Origin of the sequence: Acinetobacter sp. V104_13 (genome assembly GCF_031798995.1) — a bacterium.
Taxonomy (GTDB): Bacteria; Pseudomonadota; Gammaproteobacteria; order Pseudomonadales; family Moraxellaceae; genus Acinetobacter; species Acinetobacter pittii.
Genome location: NZ_JAVQNP010000020.1, coordinates 191,990 through 207,115 on the forward strand (window position 1 = coordinate 191,990; position 15,126 = coordinate 207,115).

Annotated in this window: 13 protein-coding genes; 9 read left to right on the top strand and 4 right to left on the bottom strand. The window is 38.6% G+C overall.

The features are described from left to right. Position 1: 1 nt before the first annotated feature. Complete coding sequence (locus tag RMB06_RS05655; protein ID WP_032038764.1) at positions 2–613, top strand: M17 family peptidase N-terminal domain-containing protein; 612 nt, start codon at positions 2–4, stop codon at positions 611–613. 101 nt (positions 614–714) lie between these two features. Then, positions 715–960 (top strand): hypothetical protein, encoded by a 246-nt coding sequence (locus tag RMB06_RS18260; protein ID WP_081037798.1) that lies wholly within the window; start codon positions 715–717, stop codon positions 958–960. 34 nt (positions 961–994) lie between these two features. Here RMB06_RS18260 and RMB06_RS05665 read toward each other — a convergent pair whose 3' ends face one another. Continuing rightward, positions 995–1,681 carry a pirin-like bicupin family protein gene (locus RMB06_RS05665; RefSeq protein WP_005068005.1) on the bottom strand — a complete coding sequence of 229 codons (687 nt, stop codon included), beginning with the start codon at positions 1,679–1,681 and terminating at the stop codon, positions 995–997. Between the two features lie 189 nt (positions 1,682–1,870). Continuing rightward, positions 1,871–2,731, bottom strand: a complete 861-nt coding sequence (locus RMB06_RS05670) for a siderophore-interacting protein (protein WP_086399834.1) — start codon at positions 2,729–2,731, stop codon at positions 1,871–1,873. A gap of 392 nt (positions 2,732–3,123) precedes the next feature. Here RMB06_RS05670 and RMB06_RS05675 point away from each other — a divergent pair, with 392 nt between their 5' ends. Then, complete coding sequence (locus RMB06_RS05675) at positions 3,124–4,971, top strand: AMP-binding protein (RefSeq protein WP_311078745.1); 1,848 nt, start codon at positions 3,124–3,126, stop codon at positions 4,969–4,971. Between the two features lie 70 nt (positions 4,972–5,041). On the opposite strand, the gene basB is transcribed toward RMB06_RS05675, so the two are convergent. After that, positions 5,042–7,072, bottom strand: coding sequence for an acinetobactin non-ribosomal peptide synthetase subunit BasB (gene basB, locus RMB06_RS05680; RefSeq protein WP_202732900.1), 2,031 nt, complete (start codon positions 7,070–7,072; stop codon positions 5,042–5,044). 500 nt (positions 7,073–7,572) lie between these two features. Between basB and RMB06_RS05685 the strand changes: the two genes are divergently transcribed. From RMB06_RS05685 to bauA, 6 genes are all read left to right on the top strand, one after another. Next, positions 7,573–7,704, top strand: coding sequence for a hypothetical protein (locus RMB06_RS05685; protein ID WP_255787958.1), 132 nt, complete (start codon positions 7,573–7,575; stop codon positions 7,702–7,704). Further along, positions 7,704–8,645: a ferric acinetobactin ABC transporter permease subunit BauD gene (gene bauD, locus RMB06_RS05690; RefSeq protein ID WP_202732148.1), complete on the top strand. Its 942-nt coding sequence runs from the start codon at positions 7,704–7,706 to the stop codon at positions 8,643–8,645. Before RMB06_RS05685 ends, bauD begins: the two co-directional genes overlap by 1 nt. Further along, positions 8,645–9,592, top strand: a complete 948-nt coding sequence (bauC, locus tag RMB06_RS05695; protein WP_014207288.1) for a ferric acinetobactin ABC transporter permease subunit BauC — start codon at positions 8,645–8,647, stop codon at positions 9,590–9,592. Before bauD ends, bauC begins: the two co-directional genes overlap by 1 nt. Continuing rightward, positions 9,589–10,359 carry a ferric acinetobactin ABC transporter ATP-binding protein BauE gene (gene bauE / locus RMB06_RS05700; protein WP_202732149.1) on the top strand — a complete coding sequence of 257 codons (771 nt, stop codon included), beginning with the start codon at positions 9,589–9,591 and terminating at the stop codon, positions 10,357–10,359. Before bauC ends, bauE begins: the two co-directional genes overlap by 4 nt. A 6-nt stretch (positions 10,360–10,365) precedes the next feature. Then, the gene (bauB, locus tag RMB06_RS05705; RefSeq protein ID WP_075383568.1) at positions 10,366–11,334 is read left to right on the top strand and encodes a siderophore-binding periplasmic lipoprotein BauB; all 969 of its coding nucleotides are present in this window, start codon (positions 10,366–10,368) and stop codon (positions 11,332–11,334) included. Positions 11,335–11,419: 85 nt separating this feature from the next. Next, positions 11,420–13,720, top strand: a complete 2,301-nt coding sequence (gene bauA / locus RMB06_RS05710) for a TonB-dependent ferric acinetobactin receptor BauA (protein WP_311078748.1) — start codon at positions 11,420–11,422, stop codon at positions 13,718–13,720. Positions 13,721–13,784: 64 nt separating this feature from the next. On the opposite strand, the gene basC is transcribed toward bauA, so the two are convergent. Next, positions 13,785–15,095 carry a putative histamine N-monooxygenase gene (basC, locus tag RMB06_RS05715; protein WP_202744599.1) on the bottom strand — a complete coding sequence of 437 codons (1,311 nt, stop codon included), beginning with the start codon at positions 15,093–15,095 and terminating at the stop codon, positions 13,785–13,787. Between the last annotated feature and the right edge of the window lie 31 nt (positions 15,096–15,126).

Genomic DNA, 15,126 nt, shown 5'->3' on the forward strand with positions numbered 1-15,126 from the left:
TATGGGCACAGATTTAAAGCAAACAAAAATTGGCTATTATCAAAATCTAGATATTGAACTGGTGACTTGGGACTGCACCTCGGCTGAGGTTGAACTTTCCTGTGCTTGTATTTTTGAACATGAAATGAATAACCGTTCTTTTTCTGGCGGTTTAGCACATTTAGATGAAGCACTAAATGGAAGGTTAAATGAAATACGGAAAAATAATTGGTTCAGTGCGAAATTGAACGATACTCTTTTAATAAATCAAACGCCATCGACCATACAAGCCTCTAAAGTTTTACTGATAGGAATGGGCGCTCCAGAAGAGTTTACGTTAGAGAGAATCAAGACCGCGATAAAAACTGTTGTAAAGACAACGCATCAACTGGAACTGAAAAGTGTGGCATTTGCCCCTAGTATTTTAGATACAGGTCTGAATCCTCCCTCTGGTTTAAATGAAGTAATGCTGCAAGCTCTCAAAGAGGAACTAGACCGACATCATCAGCTTCATTTGCAAAATTTAGTCAAAAAATCTGAAATTGAAAGATGGGTTTTTGATGCGGGTTTTCAAAATTATGATGCGAAGGCCGAGCAATATATAAAGTCTTTTTCTAAAATTTTTTATAGCTAATATTTCAACTTATCAAAAAACAACTTGTTTATTAAACATGACTCATATAATAAATGGGAACACAACAAGCATCTCTATAGCTTGATCTAGGAGGTCGTTATTTGAAGTTATTTATTATTATATTCATAGTCATTTTTTCTAGTATTGGGCTCATTTGTTTAATCGCACTACTCAGAAATTTAAAAAATTATTCACCATCTGGTGAGCATGATCATTCACCTGCTTCAACACATCATTTTCACGATAATAGTCCGAGTCATCATCATAGCTCTAGTTACTCAAATGACTGTTCATCATCATCTTCAGATTCAGGTGGATGTGATGGCGGCGGTGGCGGGGGAGATTAAAAAAAGCCCTTTTATGCAAAGGGCTTTTGATGATTTAAGGTAAATCGAACCAGATAAATTGACTGTCTTCAGTTGCGTGAATTGTCGCTTTATCTTCAAAAACTAAAGCATCGCCTGCTTTAACTTCTTGATCGCCAATGCGGACTACACCTGAAATTACGTGCACATAGTTCACTTTTTTAACCGTATCAACCGTTAACTCATGTCCTTTTTCCAATACGGCAGATTTTACTTCTGCATTTTGGCGAATATGCATTGGTGCATTTGCATCAGGACCTGCAATTAAATGCCATTTGTTTGGATCTTTACGCGGGTCAAGATTAATTTGCTGGTAATTTGGCTCTGCATCTCTTTCATCAGGAATAATCCAGATTTGTAGTAAATGTACAGGCGTGTCAGTGTTGTTGATTTCACTGTGGGCAACACCTGTGCCAGCACTCATGAGTTGCCATTCACCCGCCTTAATCTGGCCTTCATTTCCCATGGTGTCGCGATGTGAAATTGCACCATCTAACACACAAGTTAAGATTTCCATGTTGTCATGGGAGTGCGTACCAAAACCATTATGCGCATCAATCTGGTCGTCATTAATTACGCGTAGAGCGCTTACACCCATATATTTAGGGTCGTACCAACTACCAAATGAAAAGCTATGATAAGACTCTAACCAGCCTGCTTTTACATGACCTCGATCTTCACTACGATGTAGATAAGCATTCATGATCTAATCTCCCAAATTTTTATTTATCTCTTGAGAAATATAGTAATGTTCTATGTGAGGTTAAAAAATAGGTTAACTGCAACATGTCGTTGCATAATTGATATGGTCGTATAGCTTTATATTTATAGATGTAGGTTGACCCATAAAAAAACCTGCACGAAGCAGGTTTTATTCAAATGATTGCTGATCTTAATTCGCTAGATCAAGGTCATCATATTCATTCAACGTCTTACCTTGCTGAATATGTTTTTGATAATGTTGAGCACGGAGTATGTCTAGTTCTGAACTTGATACGCCATCTCTCCAATAGCCAGCAATACGCACGTCATTTTTATTAAATTGTTTGTCTTCTAGAAAAAACTGGCGTAAAGCTCTGGCTTCTTTGCGTTCGCAGGCCGCCCAAATCGTAATATTGTCATAAGTTTTTAGTGCAAATGCTGCTTTTAAAAGAAGACCTTTTTGTGGCGTGTGATGTTCTTTATGGAACGAATGAATTTTGACATGGTCATGATGGGGTAATTGGCTAGCAATATCTTTTTCAAAACTTTCAATAAAAATATCAGCACTTACGCCATTTTCCCATTCATTCAATATTGAATATAACGCAGGTACAGCCGTATCGTCGGCAAACATGACCACATGTTTTTTATGTATGAAATTGGGAATGAAATGAGGGCGGGGGCCAATAAGCCCGATTTTTGTACCCACTTGAGCCGAATTAAGCCATTCCATTGCTGGGCTTAAATCTTCATGTTTAACAAAATCAATTTCGATTTGAGCATTTACAGGATTGAACGAACGGACCGTATAGACGCGTGAGATGGGTTGTCCCTCTGGCGGATTGCTCACAATTAACCGAATTGCCAAATTGGGAGCTTGCCAAAGCTCTGGTTGTAATGTGTTGATTTTTCCTTGAATTCTTACAATGGATGGGTATGGCGTATGGATCGAGACGATGGTCATCTCAAGTTGTTCCATATCTTGTAAATGGTCTTTTTCTTTTAGTAAGTCGCCATATTCTTGTTTCGATTTTTCTGCAATTTTTGTCATACATATAACCCAAGCTTCATGATTACTATAGAGCGTAATAATTGATATAGATGTAGTCTCTCTATTCATTACGATAACTAAATTAGCTCTAAATGTAAATAATAATCATTATTAATTGTGGTTTTTAGTTCATAAATATAGCCCTTTAAATGATTAGGCCTAAGGTTAAAAATTATCTTATTGTTTTGATATTTATTATTTTTTATAAAGTGCTTTTAAAGGAGGAAAATAGATATTTCTCACAATATTAATTGTAAATGATTATCATTTGTATTATTGTGCTGGGATATCTATTATTCGAACAAACAGCGATAAAGACGACATTTTATAACTTTGTTTTGAATATTAGGTTGGGTGGTATTGCATAAAGAATAGGGTGAGGACCAACATAAATGCTAAAAGATTTGAGTCAAAATTTAGGGCAAACGAATGATAAAAATAACAACGTAGAAAATTTCTTAAAGCGAATTTATGAAAATATTTTTGAACAAAATTCCAATCGAACAGCACTCATTTTTGAAGACCGTAGCATTAGTTATGCTGAGGTAGGGACTCAGGTCGCCAAAGTTATGTATGCGCTAAAAAAGCAAGATTTGGCGACAGGGTCTGTGGTTGCAATTTGCTTGAGAAAAAGTCCTGAGCATATTTATACAGCCTTGGCATGTGCGCTCACAGGCATCATTTTGCTACCTGTAGATATGGATTCACCGCCGTCGAGACTGAACTATTTATTGACGAATAGCCGGGCAGATGTTGTGGTGAGTGACTCATCCATTGCAGGTGTTCAAAACCTAAATATTAATGAAATTTTATCGGCTACAACTGAGTTTGAACCGAGCTTTAACGCCGAAATTAACCGACTTCCAGCATATTATTTATATACTTCGGGAAGTACAGGAACTCCGAAATGTGTGGTCTTAAATAACCAAGCCACTGAAAACACGATACAACAGACGATCTCGGAATGGCGAATTACTGCGGATGATGTGATTATGGCGGTAACACCGTTTCATCATGATATGTCGGTATTTGATGTTTTTGCTTCAATGGCAGTGGGTGCAACTTTGGTGGTGCCATCCTTTGAGCAAAGTAAAAATGCTGTTGTCTGGGCCAATTTAGTAGATCGTTACAAGGTTACGCTTTGGAGCAGTGTGCCTGCCATTGTCGATATGCTGTTCAGTGTAGCTCAAAAAGAACAATTACAGTCTTTGCGTTTAATTGCCCAAGGCGGCGACTATATCAAACCTTCACTCATTTCGAAGTTAAGAGAACAATTGCCTAACGCTCGTTTATTTTCATTAGGTGGGCCTACTGAGACCACGATTTGGAGTATATGGCATGAAATAAATGAGCAAGATCAGGAAATTATTCCGTATGGAAAAGCTTTAGAAAATAACCGTTATTATATTTTGGATGAAAATCTAAAACCTTGCCAAATGGGCGAGGTCGGTACGATGTATATGACCGGCCTGAATTTATCAAATGGTTATTTACTTGATGGGGAGATTTATTATAAAGATTTCGTTGAAATTCAAGTGAGCGAAAATGAAACTCAAACTGCTTTTCGCATGAGTGATCAAGGATATTTTAGGGAAGATGGAAATATTATTTTTGCTGGACGTGAGGAAGGTTATTTAAAAATAAAAGGCGTGAGAATCTCTGCGGCCGAGGTTGAAAATGCTTTAACCAAGAACCCGTATATTCATAATTGTGTGGTGGTAAGTTGTGTACATCCAACGACTGAAACTCAAGAGTTAGTCGCCGTTTATAACCTAGAAAATAAATACAAAACTACTCGCTTAAATAGCCCCGAATTAAAGAACTTTTTAAAAGTGCATTTGCCGAGTTCACATATTCCTTCGAAATATTTGAGCATCGAAACCATACCTTTGACCCGAAATGGAAAAATTGATCGTAAAGCTGTGCAAGAAATCGCTCAGGGGAAAATTTATGTATCTTCTACGTTGGCTACAAATTCCACTAAAACACAGTCATCAATCGCTGAGGTGGGAGACTCGGTTTTATCGGTTTTCCGTGAATGCATAGCTGACAGCCAAGCTGAAAGAATGGATATTTTTTATAGAAGTGAAATATTAGCGATAGGAATTCGTCCGAAACAACTCATGAGTATTGCTCAGAAACTTTCTCAGAAGCTCAATACAGAAATTGATTTTTATACACTTATTAGCTGCAAAACAATTCAGGATGTGGTGAATAAAGTAGAGCAGCAAATAAAATAGAAAAATTGGAATGTGCTTAAAAGCAGAGCCGAGATGTTGGCTTTTAAGCACATGGTTGGTTTTAGGGCAACTAGATTTGAGCTAAGGTTGCCTTAATTTTTTCACAGATATTTTCCACTATTGCAGTCGGGAAGCGGTGGGCTTGATAAGTAATGATCATGCTTAACTGATGTTGTCCATTAATCACATTTTCCATAATTTCAAAATGCAATCCGAACATCGATTCATCACGTTCCGGCAAGATCTGGCGATAAGGAAGGTCTTGTCCCTGATGTGTTTTGAGCGCGCCGTTTAAAGCGTTATTTGAATGGATATGAACAAACACATCAAATAACAGTCCTTCATCGGCGCTCATCCCTAATGCATTTTGAATATGGTTGATTGGAATATCTGCATAGGCCATCGAAGTATTAATCATTGTGCTGATATTATGGAGCAACGATTGGAATGAATCTGAATTGCTAAACTGTGTGCGATGCGCAACCATGGTCGTAAAGTAACCCACCGTATCAAAAAACTCAGGATCAGTTCGTCCAGATGCAGAAGTACCAATCACAATATCTTTTAAATCGCCTTGTTGCTGTAACGCATTGGCGATAGCAGTATAGAGAACTGCGAAAATAGAAGAGCTGTGTTGTCTCGAAAATGCGAGGAGCTTTTCATACATTTCTGGTGCAAATTTAAGTTCGAGCCATTGGACTGGAGGTTTTTCCTTTTCAGCATTTAATTCATGTTCTGAAACAGGGAGACTTAGACCTTTGGTTGCTCCTGTTAGCAGGTTAGTCCAATAATTTAGATGGTCTTGGTTGATGCCTTGCTTTTGCTGGAGTAAAGAAAAATCAAGAATAGATTGGGCAGGTGCCTTCCAGTTTGGTGCTTGAGCATTTGAGCGAGCAAGATAAGCATGCGCAAGGTCAGCCATAATGGTATTTAAAGACCATTCATCAATCACCATGTGGTGAACTAAGAACGATAGAGTTTGGCGACCTTTGGCATTTCGAATTAAACGAATTCTTAAGGGAAGTTCACGGGTTAAATCAAATTTATATGAAGCTTCACTGGCAAGCGTTGCATCTTTACTTTCGGCACTGTTCCAAAACCATTTGAATTGTTGAAGTTCAGACGTAGGAACCACCTGTTGATAGGTTTGACCATTGGCGCTATTAAAAATTGTGCGTAAACCTGCATGGCGCTCAACAATATCTGTAAAGGCTTGAAAGAAAATATCTTCATTAATTTCTTCAAGGAATTCTACGGCAAATGGCAAGTTATAAATTGGGCTAAAATCGAACGCAGAATAAGCTTGCCACAGGAAATCTTGAGCTAAAGTAAGTGGGGCTTTATCGACACTTTGTAAGGTGGATTTTTCAGTTTTTGCAGATTTAACGAAAGCATATTGGGCTAAGTCAGCAGCAGATGGAGATTTAAAGAAATCATTAAATTGAATCTCAATTCCATGTTTATTGAGTAGATTTCCAATAATTCGTGTTGCTAATAGTGAATGGCCGCCAAAATCAAAAAAGTCATCATGTTGGCTCATTTCTGGCTCAGCGAGAGTATTTCGGAACTCTTCTAAAATAATTTCCGAAACATAAGCTTGGTTAGGTTGTTCTGACGCTTTTGTGAAACTTGTATCTAGATGATGTGAGATATCAATTTCCGTCAGTACCAATGGCATATTATTGGGTGAATATTGTCGATAGCGATTTTGTATGGCCTGAATGAAATCTGACTTTTGATAGCTTTCATCAAGAATCGGGTGGAGCGCTAAAATCAGGAAATAGTCTTGTTCAGTTTCTACCAGACTTGTAAAAAAAGGGGGATGAAATTCTGCATTCCATGGTTGCGCTTTTAAGTTAGCTATCTGCTCAAATACTTGTTCTGTATTGCTCTTTTTTAATTCTAGGCAAGCTGAATGATCATCAAATGGATATTTGTATAAATCGCCTTCGTCACTAAATGTATAGCGGACATTTAAGTCAGGCGTAGTTTTAATAATGTCTTGAATTGCTTTAATCAGCAGTTGAATATCTAAACCTTGATTAACTTTCCACAGATTAAAACGTCGATTAACTTGTTCAGGCTGCTGTAATTGCAACATCCAGATATGTTCTTCGTAATCAGTAACCGAAAGGAGAGAGGGCGATTTGGAAAATTGTTCCAACATAAATGAATCCTGGTTTATCAAATGGCTATTTTCATCAATTTTTATTTCGCAAATTTTTTACATTAGATTAAATTTCATATAATTCATAATGTTATAGATTTGCTTGTTTGCAAAAATTGACCTTTTTCTAATGAGTTGATGTCCACATGAACTGTACTGATGTAACAGTAGGGTTACATTTTACCTTTAAACATACTATAATTGATTCTCATTTACATCAAGATTATTATTTGCAAGAAGATGGTGCCAATTGAGAATGACGAATTTTTAAAATAGAAAATAAATAATAAGTGATTGATTAATATTTATTTAATTCGAAATTGGTTCAGCAAGAATAATTTAAAGATGAAAAAAACGATCCTAAGAATAGGGCTGTGATTTTGCCTATTCAAAAGGAAATGATTCTGTTGTCTCGATAAAATTGAGGAATTTTCATGAGAATATTCAATCATGAAAGGTTAATAAGCCCATCAAATGTTGAACAAATTTTCCCTCGCTTTGGTTTGATGGGACTAAATTTGCAATTTGCATTGGCTTTATTGCGCTCAAGTGGGGCACGCCACTGATGCGATTTGGCTTATTCTGTATTTTTATCATTTTATGTATTTGTTCATTATTGCTCGGGGCTGAGCAAATACAGTGGTCTACCTTATTTTCTTTTTCTCATGAGAGTTGGCTCACTCTTACAGCCAGCCGTATCCCTCGTTTAATTACCATTGTGCTCACCGGAATCGGGTTGGCGGTCTGTGGTGTCATCTTGCAGCATATTGTGCGTAACAAGTTTGTTGAACCGGAAACTTCGGGCGGTTTAGATGCTGCCAAACTGGGAATTTTAGTGTCGTTAACTTTAGTTCCGGTAACCAGCACGCTGAGTAAAATGATATTTGCGATCATTTTTTGTTTTATTGCCAGCTTAATTTATATCGCAATTATCCGTCGAATCCGTTTTAGAAATACGGTTTTAGTACCGGTTATTGGCTTGATGTACGGCAGTGTACTGAGTGCCTTAGCTGAGTTTTATGCCTATCGCTTTAATATTTTACAAAGTATGCAAGGGTGGCTTTTAGGAGATTTTTCAAAAATTGTCCAAGGTCACTATGAAGTTATTTACATTATTTTTCCGATTGTTGTCCTGACTTATTTTTTCGCACATCGCTTTACCGTGATTGGTATGGGTGAAGAGATGGCTTCTAGCTTGGGACTTCGTTATGCAGCTATAGCCGCCATTGGTTTAATACTGGTTGCCATTACAGTTTCAACCACAGTAATTACTGTTGGTGCCATTCCTTTTGTCGGGCTCGTGGTCCCCAATTTGGTCGCACTGAAATACGGAGAAAACTTAGCTAAAACCTTGCCCATTGTGGCTTTGGGTGGGGCGTCTCTATTACTGGTTTGCGACATTCTTGGTCGCTCGATTATTTATCCATTTGAAGTGCCAATCGGACTTACCGCAGGTGGTGTGGGGGGAATTATTTTCCTCATCCTCATTTTGAGGGAGTTTAGATAATGCGTATTACAAAGCTATGGACGATTTATCTGATTGTCATCTGTCTAGCAGTAGGTTTTTTATTTTTAAACTCAGGACTAGATTTTGATTACGTCATTCCTAACCGACTTCTGCGTCTTGCCACGATTGTGATAGCCGGTATTTGCGTTGCTTTTTCCTCGATTGTTTTTCAGACACTGGTCGGTAATCGTATTTTGACTCCCTCAATTATGGGCTATGAAGCGATTTATCTCTTATGGCAAGTTTTGTTGTTGTTTTTTTGGGGAACACATGGATTAAGTCAGTTAGGGGTAAACGGCAATTTCTTTATCTCTATCGTTTTAATGCTGCTTTATTCGTGGGTAATCCATAAGTGGTTATTGCCATATGGCAGAAATGATGTCTTTCTCCTGTTGCTTTTAGGTTTAGTCCTTACGATGGTCGTCGGGACGGTTACTCAATTTATTCAACTCAAAATTAATCCTGGTGAATTTTCTGTTTTCCAAGGCCTTAGCTATGCTTCTTTTAATCGCTCTCAACCAGAAACTTTATTTTATGCCAGCTTAGCTGTAGTCATTGTTCTATTCCTCGGTAGGAAAGCACTTCCTGTTTTGGATGTTCTGGTTTTAGGGCGTGAGCAAGCCATTTCATTAGGCATTCATCATCACCGCTATGTCAGTTTCTATTTAGCCCTAATCGCTATTTTGGTTGCGGTATCTACCAGTCTGATTGGCCCGACAGTATTTATGGGCGTATTCATTGCCAACATTACTTATGCACTAGCAAGAAGTTATAAGCATAAATTAACGCTGCCCATGGGTTGTGCCATCACGATTGCCATATTTATTGCTGCTCAAATTCTAGTTGAGCACGTTTTTAATTACAAAACGACCGTCAGCATTTTGGTCAATCTGGTATGTGGCATTTATTTCCTTGCGCTGACGGTTCGTACCCGAGGTGTTGCATGATTCATGTCAAGAATATCAATAAGTCATATGGAAATAAGCCAGTACTGACTGACGTAAATGTTGAATTTCCTACAGGTCAGGTGACGTCACTCATTGGTCCAAATGGAGCCGGAAAATCGACTTTGCTCATGATGATGGCACGTTTAATTGAGCCGGATAAAGGCGAGATTTTTCTTAATCATCAAAATATTGCGGATATTAAAACCGCTGTTTACGCCAAGCATGTCGCGACTTTACGTCAAGCACCCGGCTTTAATTTGCGCTTAACCGTAGAAGAGCTGGTTTCATTTGGACGCTTTCCCTATAGCCGTGGTGTTTTAACCGAGCAAGATCGTCAGGTGGTTGATGAGGCTATTGAGTTTCTTTCTTTAGAACCACTGCGCAAATCTTACATAGATGAAATTAGTGGTGGTCAAAGGCAAATGGCCTTTTTGGCGATGACGATCGCACAGCAAACAGACGTACTTTTATTAGACGAACCCTTAAATAACCTTGATATGAAACATGCCGTTCAAATTATGCGCGCACTCAGGCGCTTATGTGATGAACAAGGGCGCACTGTGATTTTAGTCATTCATGACATCAATTTTGCCACGAATTATTCGGACCATATTGTCGCGCTCAAGAACGGCAAGCTTCATTTCAGTGGGTTAACCGAACAAGTGATTACAGAGACGCAATTAAATGATCTGTACGAGCTTGATTTTGAAATTACATACAGTGAGCGTGGCTGTATGTGTAATTACTTCAACTCATCTGGAGCTTGAATACATATGAACTGGAAGAAAAAGTATGGGGGAGTAGCCCTCATCATAGCGGCAGCTGTTACTCTACAAGCATGTGACCAAAAAGTTGCAGACACCACTCAAGCTTCTCAGAAGCTAGCAGAACCGATTACGGTAAAACATGCGCTTGGAACTACGGTGATAGATCATCTACCGCAACGCGTTGCCGTACTTGATATGAATGAAGCTGACTTTCTAGATCAACTCAATGTCCCGATTATGGGAATGCCAAAAGATTATGTTCCACACTTTTTGGAAAAATATAAAAAAGATGCACAGATTCAGGATTTGGGTGCAATTGTACAACCCAATATGGAACGGATATATGCATTAAAACCAGACTTGATTTTGATGACGCCATTACACGTTAATCAGTATCAGGAACTGTCAAAAATTGCCCCGACCATTCACTACGATATTAACTTCAACAATAGCGCGAGTAATCATATTGGTTTGGTTAAAGACCATATGATGACCTTAGGAAAAATATTTAATAAAGAAGATTTAGCCCGCCAGAAAGTTTCTGAACTTGATGAACAGGTGAAGCAAGTACAAGCCGTAACGGCCAATCGCCCAGAAAGAGCGTTAGTTGTTCTTCATAACAATGGGGCATTTAGTAATTTTGGTATTCAGTCACGCTATGGCTTTATTTTTAATGCCTTTGGGGTAAAGCCTGCAAGTGGTGTGATGGATACAAGTCTACATGGGCAACCTATTTCGAGTGAATTCATCAAAAAAGCGGACCCAGATATTCTCTATATCGTGGACCGAACTGCTGTGATGGAACATCGCTCAAAAATTAATGCCGCCAGTGTTGAAAATCCATTATTACGTCAAACCAAAGCGTGGAAAAACGGTCGTGTCATTTTTGTCGATGCCGATGCGTGGTACACCACGGCTGCAAGCCCAACCTCGCTCAAAATAGTGATGGAAGATGTAAAAAAAGGCTACCAATAAATTTTTAGGTACATCACTTAATCAAATTTTACAGCATAAATTTTCACTATTTTGCTTTGTATTTTAAGCAGATAGTTAATAAAAAATGAATCACAACATTAAAGGTCTTTCAATGAACAACGTTAGCGATAACCGTAATTTTAAAAGTGGGAATGATCAAAGAATTAATCACTGTTCTTTTGTATTAAATGGTATTGCATCTGCACAAATGGCCCTTCGATTAGGCTATGCATTAGGCACTGTATTTGTACTATGTGCATCAAATACCTATGCTGCTGTTATTAATAATTCAACAAAAACTCTAGAACAACAAGCTGCTCAAACAAATGTAGCAGCTTTACCAGCAATTACCGTAAAAGCTGAACAAGACGATACTTATGCAGGTGGACAAGTTGCAACATCGAGCAATGTTGGATTTCTCGGTAGTAAAAAATTTCTAGATACGCCATTTAATACGATTAGTTATACAGATAAATATATCGAAGATAAACAGGCAAAAGATATTACAGAAGTGATTGCAGCAACTGATCCATCGATATATACCAACGGTGCAAGTGGTGGTTGGAGTGAAAACTATTATATTCGTGGATATGCTTCGAGCACGAATGATATGTCAATGAACGGACTTTTCGGTATCACACCATTTTATCGAACTTCTCCGGAAATGTTTAGCCGCGTTGAGGTGTTGAAAGGTCCTTCCGCTTTGTTAAATGGGATGCCGCCAGCAGGATCGGTGGGTGGAACGGTAAATCTAGTGACCAAATATGCGGCTGATGAACCGTTTGCACGATTGACTACGACATATATGTCGGATGCTCAGTTTGGTGGACATGTCGATGTTGGAAGAAGATTTGGTGAAAATAAAGAATTCGGCGTTCGTATCAATGGGATGTATAGAAATGGAGATGCAGCAGTTAATGATCAATCGAAAGAAAGTCGTTTATTTTCGCTTGGCTTAGATTGGCAAGGTGAAAAAGCACGTGTTTTTGTTGATGCTTACGATGCCTTAGATCATGTTGATGGTGTGACACGTGGTGTTAACGTCTCTACAGCAGTTGGAATTCCGAAACCACCGAAAGCGGATACCTTGCTTAGTCCGGATTGGGGCTCTGTGGAAACCAAAGATAAAGGTGCCATGATTCGTGGCGAATATGATTTTTCTGATCAGTTGATGGCATATGCGGCTTATGGACAAAGTACAACCAAATATAAATATAATGGGGCAAGTGCAGGGACGATTACGAGTAGCACTGGAACACTGAGTTCAATACTTGGACAACTTGCTTTTGAAGTCGATAAAAAATCAGCAGATGCAGGTTTTAAAGGCAAGTTTGAGACAGGGCCTGTGAAACATCAATGGGTCGCCAACGCAACCTACTATAATCATGCACAAGATGATTATGGTTATAGAATTATCCCAGGTTTTGGTGATCCTGTTTTTACGAATATTTATGATCCCAATCCAAATTGGGGGCCTAAACCGGAATTTACACCGCCGTTTCTATTGCATTCGACACTCTCTACCTCTAGCTTCGGTTTAGCCGATACATTGTCGTTTGCTCAAGATAAAGTACAGTTGACTTTAGGACTTCGTCATCAGAATGTAAAAGCAACAAGTTCTGTTAATACATTACCTGAAAATGCTAAATCAGCAACTACGCCTGGTGTCGCCTTACTGATTAAAGCGAATGATAAAATTTCTGTTTATGCAAACTATATTGAAGGTTTGACAAAGGGTGATCAGGCGCCTGCAAATGCATCAAATCGAGGGGAAATATTTCCGCCTCAAAAAACCAAACAACAGGAACTTGGTTTGAAGGTTGATTTGGGGACATTTGCGCATACATTGAGTGCATTTGAAATTACCAAACCAAATAGTTATTTAGATCCTTCAAAGCTTGTGAATAACTTATCTACCTTTGTTTCGGATGGAGAACAACGAAATCGTGGTATTGAATGGTCATTCTTTGGTTCACCAATTGAACATGTGCGTTTAATGGGTGGCTTTACCTATCTTGATCCTGAACTTACCAAGACTAAGAGTGGAAAAAACGATGGTCATACAGCAGTTGCTGTGCCAAAAAATCAGGCTAAGCTTGGAGCAGAGTGGGATACTCAAGTAGCACAAGGGACTTTAACCTTATCAGGAAATATCAATGCAGTTTCCAAGCAATATATTAATGCAGAAAATACCTTGTCCGTACCAGGGCGTACGCTCTTAGATGTTGGCGCACGCTATAGCACGAAAGTTGAGAACCACCCAGTTACTTTCCGTGCCAATATCTACAACTTAACCAACAAAGCGTATTGGGCACAGCCACAATTGACGAATTTGGCTTTAGGCGCACCAAGAACGTATATGCTATCTGTATCATATGACTTTTAATTTGTTGTAATCTTCAACCGAATAAAAAACCCGCAATCGCGGGTTTTTTTATGATATTCATATTTTATTCTGGTAAACCATAGTGCTGGAAAGAAGACTGTTTAGGAATTCGATAAGCATTACGCCCTAGTAATTGATTAATAATTACTGAGTTTCGGGTTGCTCCGATCCCTAAGTCAGGAGAACCTACACCTTGCTGAAAAATCTCGGCATTTTGAATAAAAATACGACCTTGTCCCTGATCACAACGTAAAGCGGTAAAGTCTTCTTGAACAATACAATCATTTTTATCATCAACCGCTAAAATAGAACCTTTCATATTTTGGAACCATTCAGGCCAATCATGAACATAGCCTGTAGCTGCAACAAGGGCATCAGTTTCTAATTCGCAACGTTGATCGAGTTGAGTATGCAAACAGGTTAAACGCAGAGAACCCGATTCAAGTTCTTCAACCGATTCAACCTCACAACTTGTGTATAGGCTTAAACCGGATTTTTCACCAGCCACTGAACGCTCATAAAGTACATCATATATATCGCCAATGGTTGAGAAGCTAATTCCTTTATAGATCAGGCCCTGACTAGCAGCAATGTCACGACGTTTATCTCTAGGCAGGCTTTGGAAATATTGCATATATGCAGGGGTAAAGCACTCTTGTCCAAGTTTAGAATATTCCATTGGGTGAAAGCCGGCAGAACGTGTGATCCAACGAATAGATGCACCTGCTTTTACTTGTTCTGGGGTAAGTGAATTAAATAAAGCAAGTACACATTCTGCCGCACTCTGGCCCGAGCCAATAACCGTGACTTGTTTACATTGTTTGAGTTGTTCCTGAATTTTCGCAAACTCCGCAGAATGTTTTACTAAAGGGTGTTTGCATGTTTCAAGCCACGTAGGAATTCGAGGTTTAGTCCCAATACCAATCGCCAGATTTTGGCTTATATATTTTTGTTTTTCGCCCGAAGCTGATTCACTTTCTATAATAAATTTATCGAGTTTGGCGTCATATTCCACATGACTTACGTTTTCTCCAAATCGACAATCGGGTAATTGTTTTGAAGCCCAACGGCAATAATGATCATATTCACGGCGTGGAATTAAAAAACTGTCGTAATAATAAAACTGATGTAAGCGATCATGTTGATGTAAATAATTAATATAGCCTAAAGGATGGCAAGGGTTGGCCATAGTAACCAAGTCGGCAAAGAAAGGAACTTGTAATGTTGTGCCTTGCAATAGCAACCCTTCATGCCATCGAAATTCTGGTTTACGTTCTAAAAATACGCTTTTGATTTCGGGATGATGAGACAAAAGAGCAGCTAAACCTAAGTTGAATGGCCCAATACCAATTCCGGTAATATCTATTTTTTTCATGTTTATACTTTATCTGTTTCCAAAATGATGA

Bases quoted from the DNA above. Each gene is read 5' to 3' on its own strand.
- RMB06_RS05655 (WP_032038764.1), top strand. From the start codon at position 2: ATGGGCACAGATTTAAAGCAAACAAAAATTGGCTATTATCAAAATCTA.
- RMB06_RS05675 (WP_311078745.1), top strand. From the start codon at position 3,124: ATGCTAAAAGATTTGAGTCAAAATTTAGGGCAAACGAATGATAAAAAT.
- RMB06_RS05665 (WP_005068005.1), bottom strand. From the start codon at position 1,681: ATGAATGCTTATCTACATCGTAGTGAAGATCGAGGTCATGTAAAAGCA.
- bauA (WP_311078748.1), top strand. From the start codon at position 11,420: ATGAATCACAACATTAAAGGTCTTTCAATGAACAACGTTAGCGATAAC.
- basC (WP_202744599.1), bottom strand. From the start codon at position 15,095: ATGAAAAAAATAGATATTACCGGAATTGGTATTGGGCCATTCAACTTA.
- bauB (WP_075383568.1), top strand. From the start codon at position 10,366: ATGAACTGGAAGAAAAAGTATGGGGGAGTAGCCCTCATCATAGCGGCA.
- RMB06_RS05670 (WP_086399834.1), bottom strand. From the start codon at position 2,731: ATGACAAAAATTGCAGAAAAATCGAAACAAGAATATGGCGACTTACTA.
- bauD (WP_202732148.1), top strand. From the start codon at position 7,704: ATGCGATTTGGCTTATTCTGTATTTTTATCATTTTATGTATTTGTTCA.
- RMB06_RS05685 (WP_255787958.1), top strand. From the start codon at position 7,573: ATGAGAATATTCAATCATGAAAGGTTAATAAGCCCATCAAATGTTGAA.
- bauC (WP_014207288.1), top strand. From the start codon at position 8,645: ATGCGTATTACAAAGCTATGGACGATTTATCTGATTGTCATCTGTCTA.
- basB (WP_202732900.1), bottom strand. From the start codon at position 7,072: ATGTTGCAATTACAGCAGCCTGAACAAGTTAATCGACGTTTTAATCTG.
- bauE (WP_202732149.1), top strand. From the start codon at position 9,589: ATGATTCATGTCAAGAATATCAATAAGTCATATGGAAATAAGCCAGTA.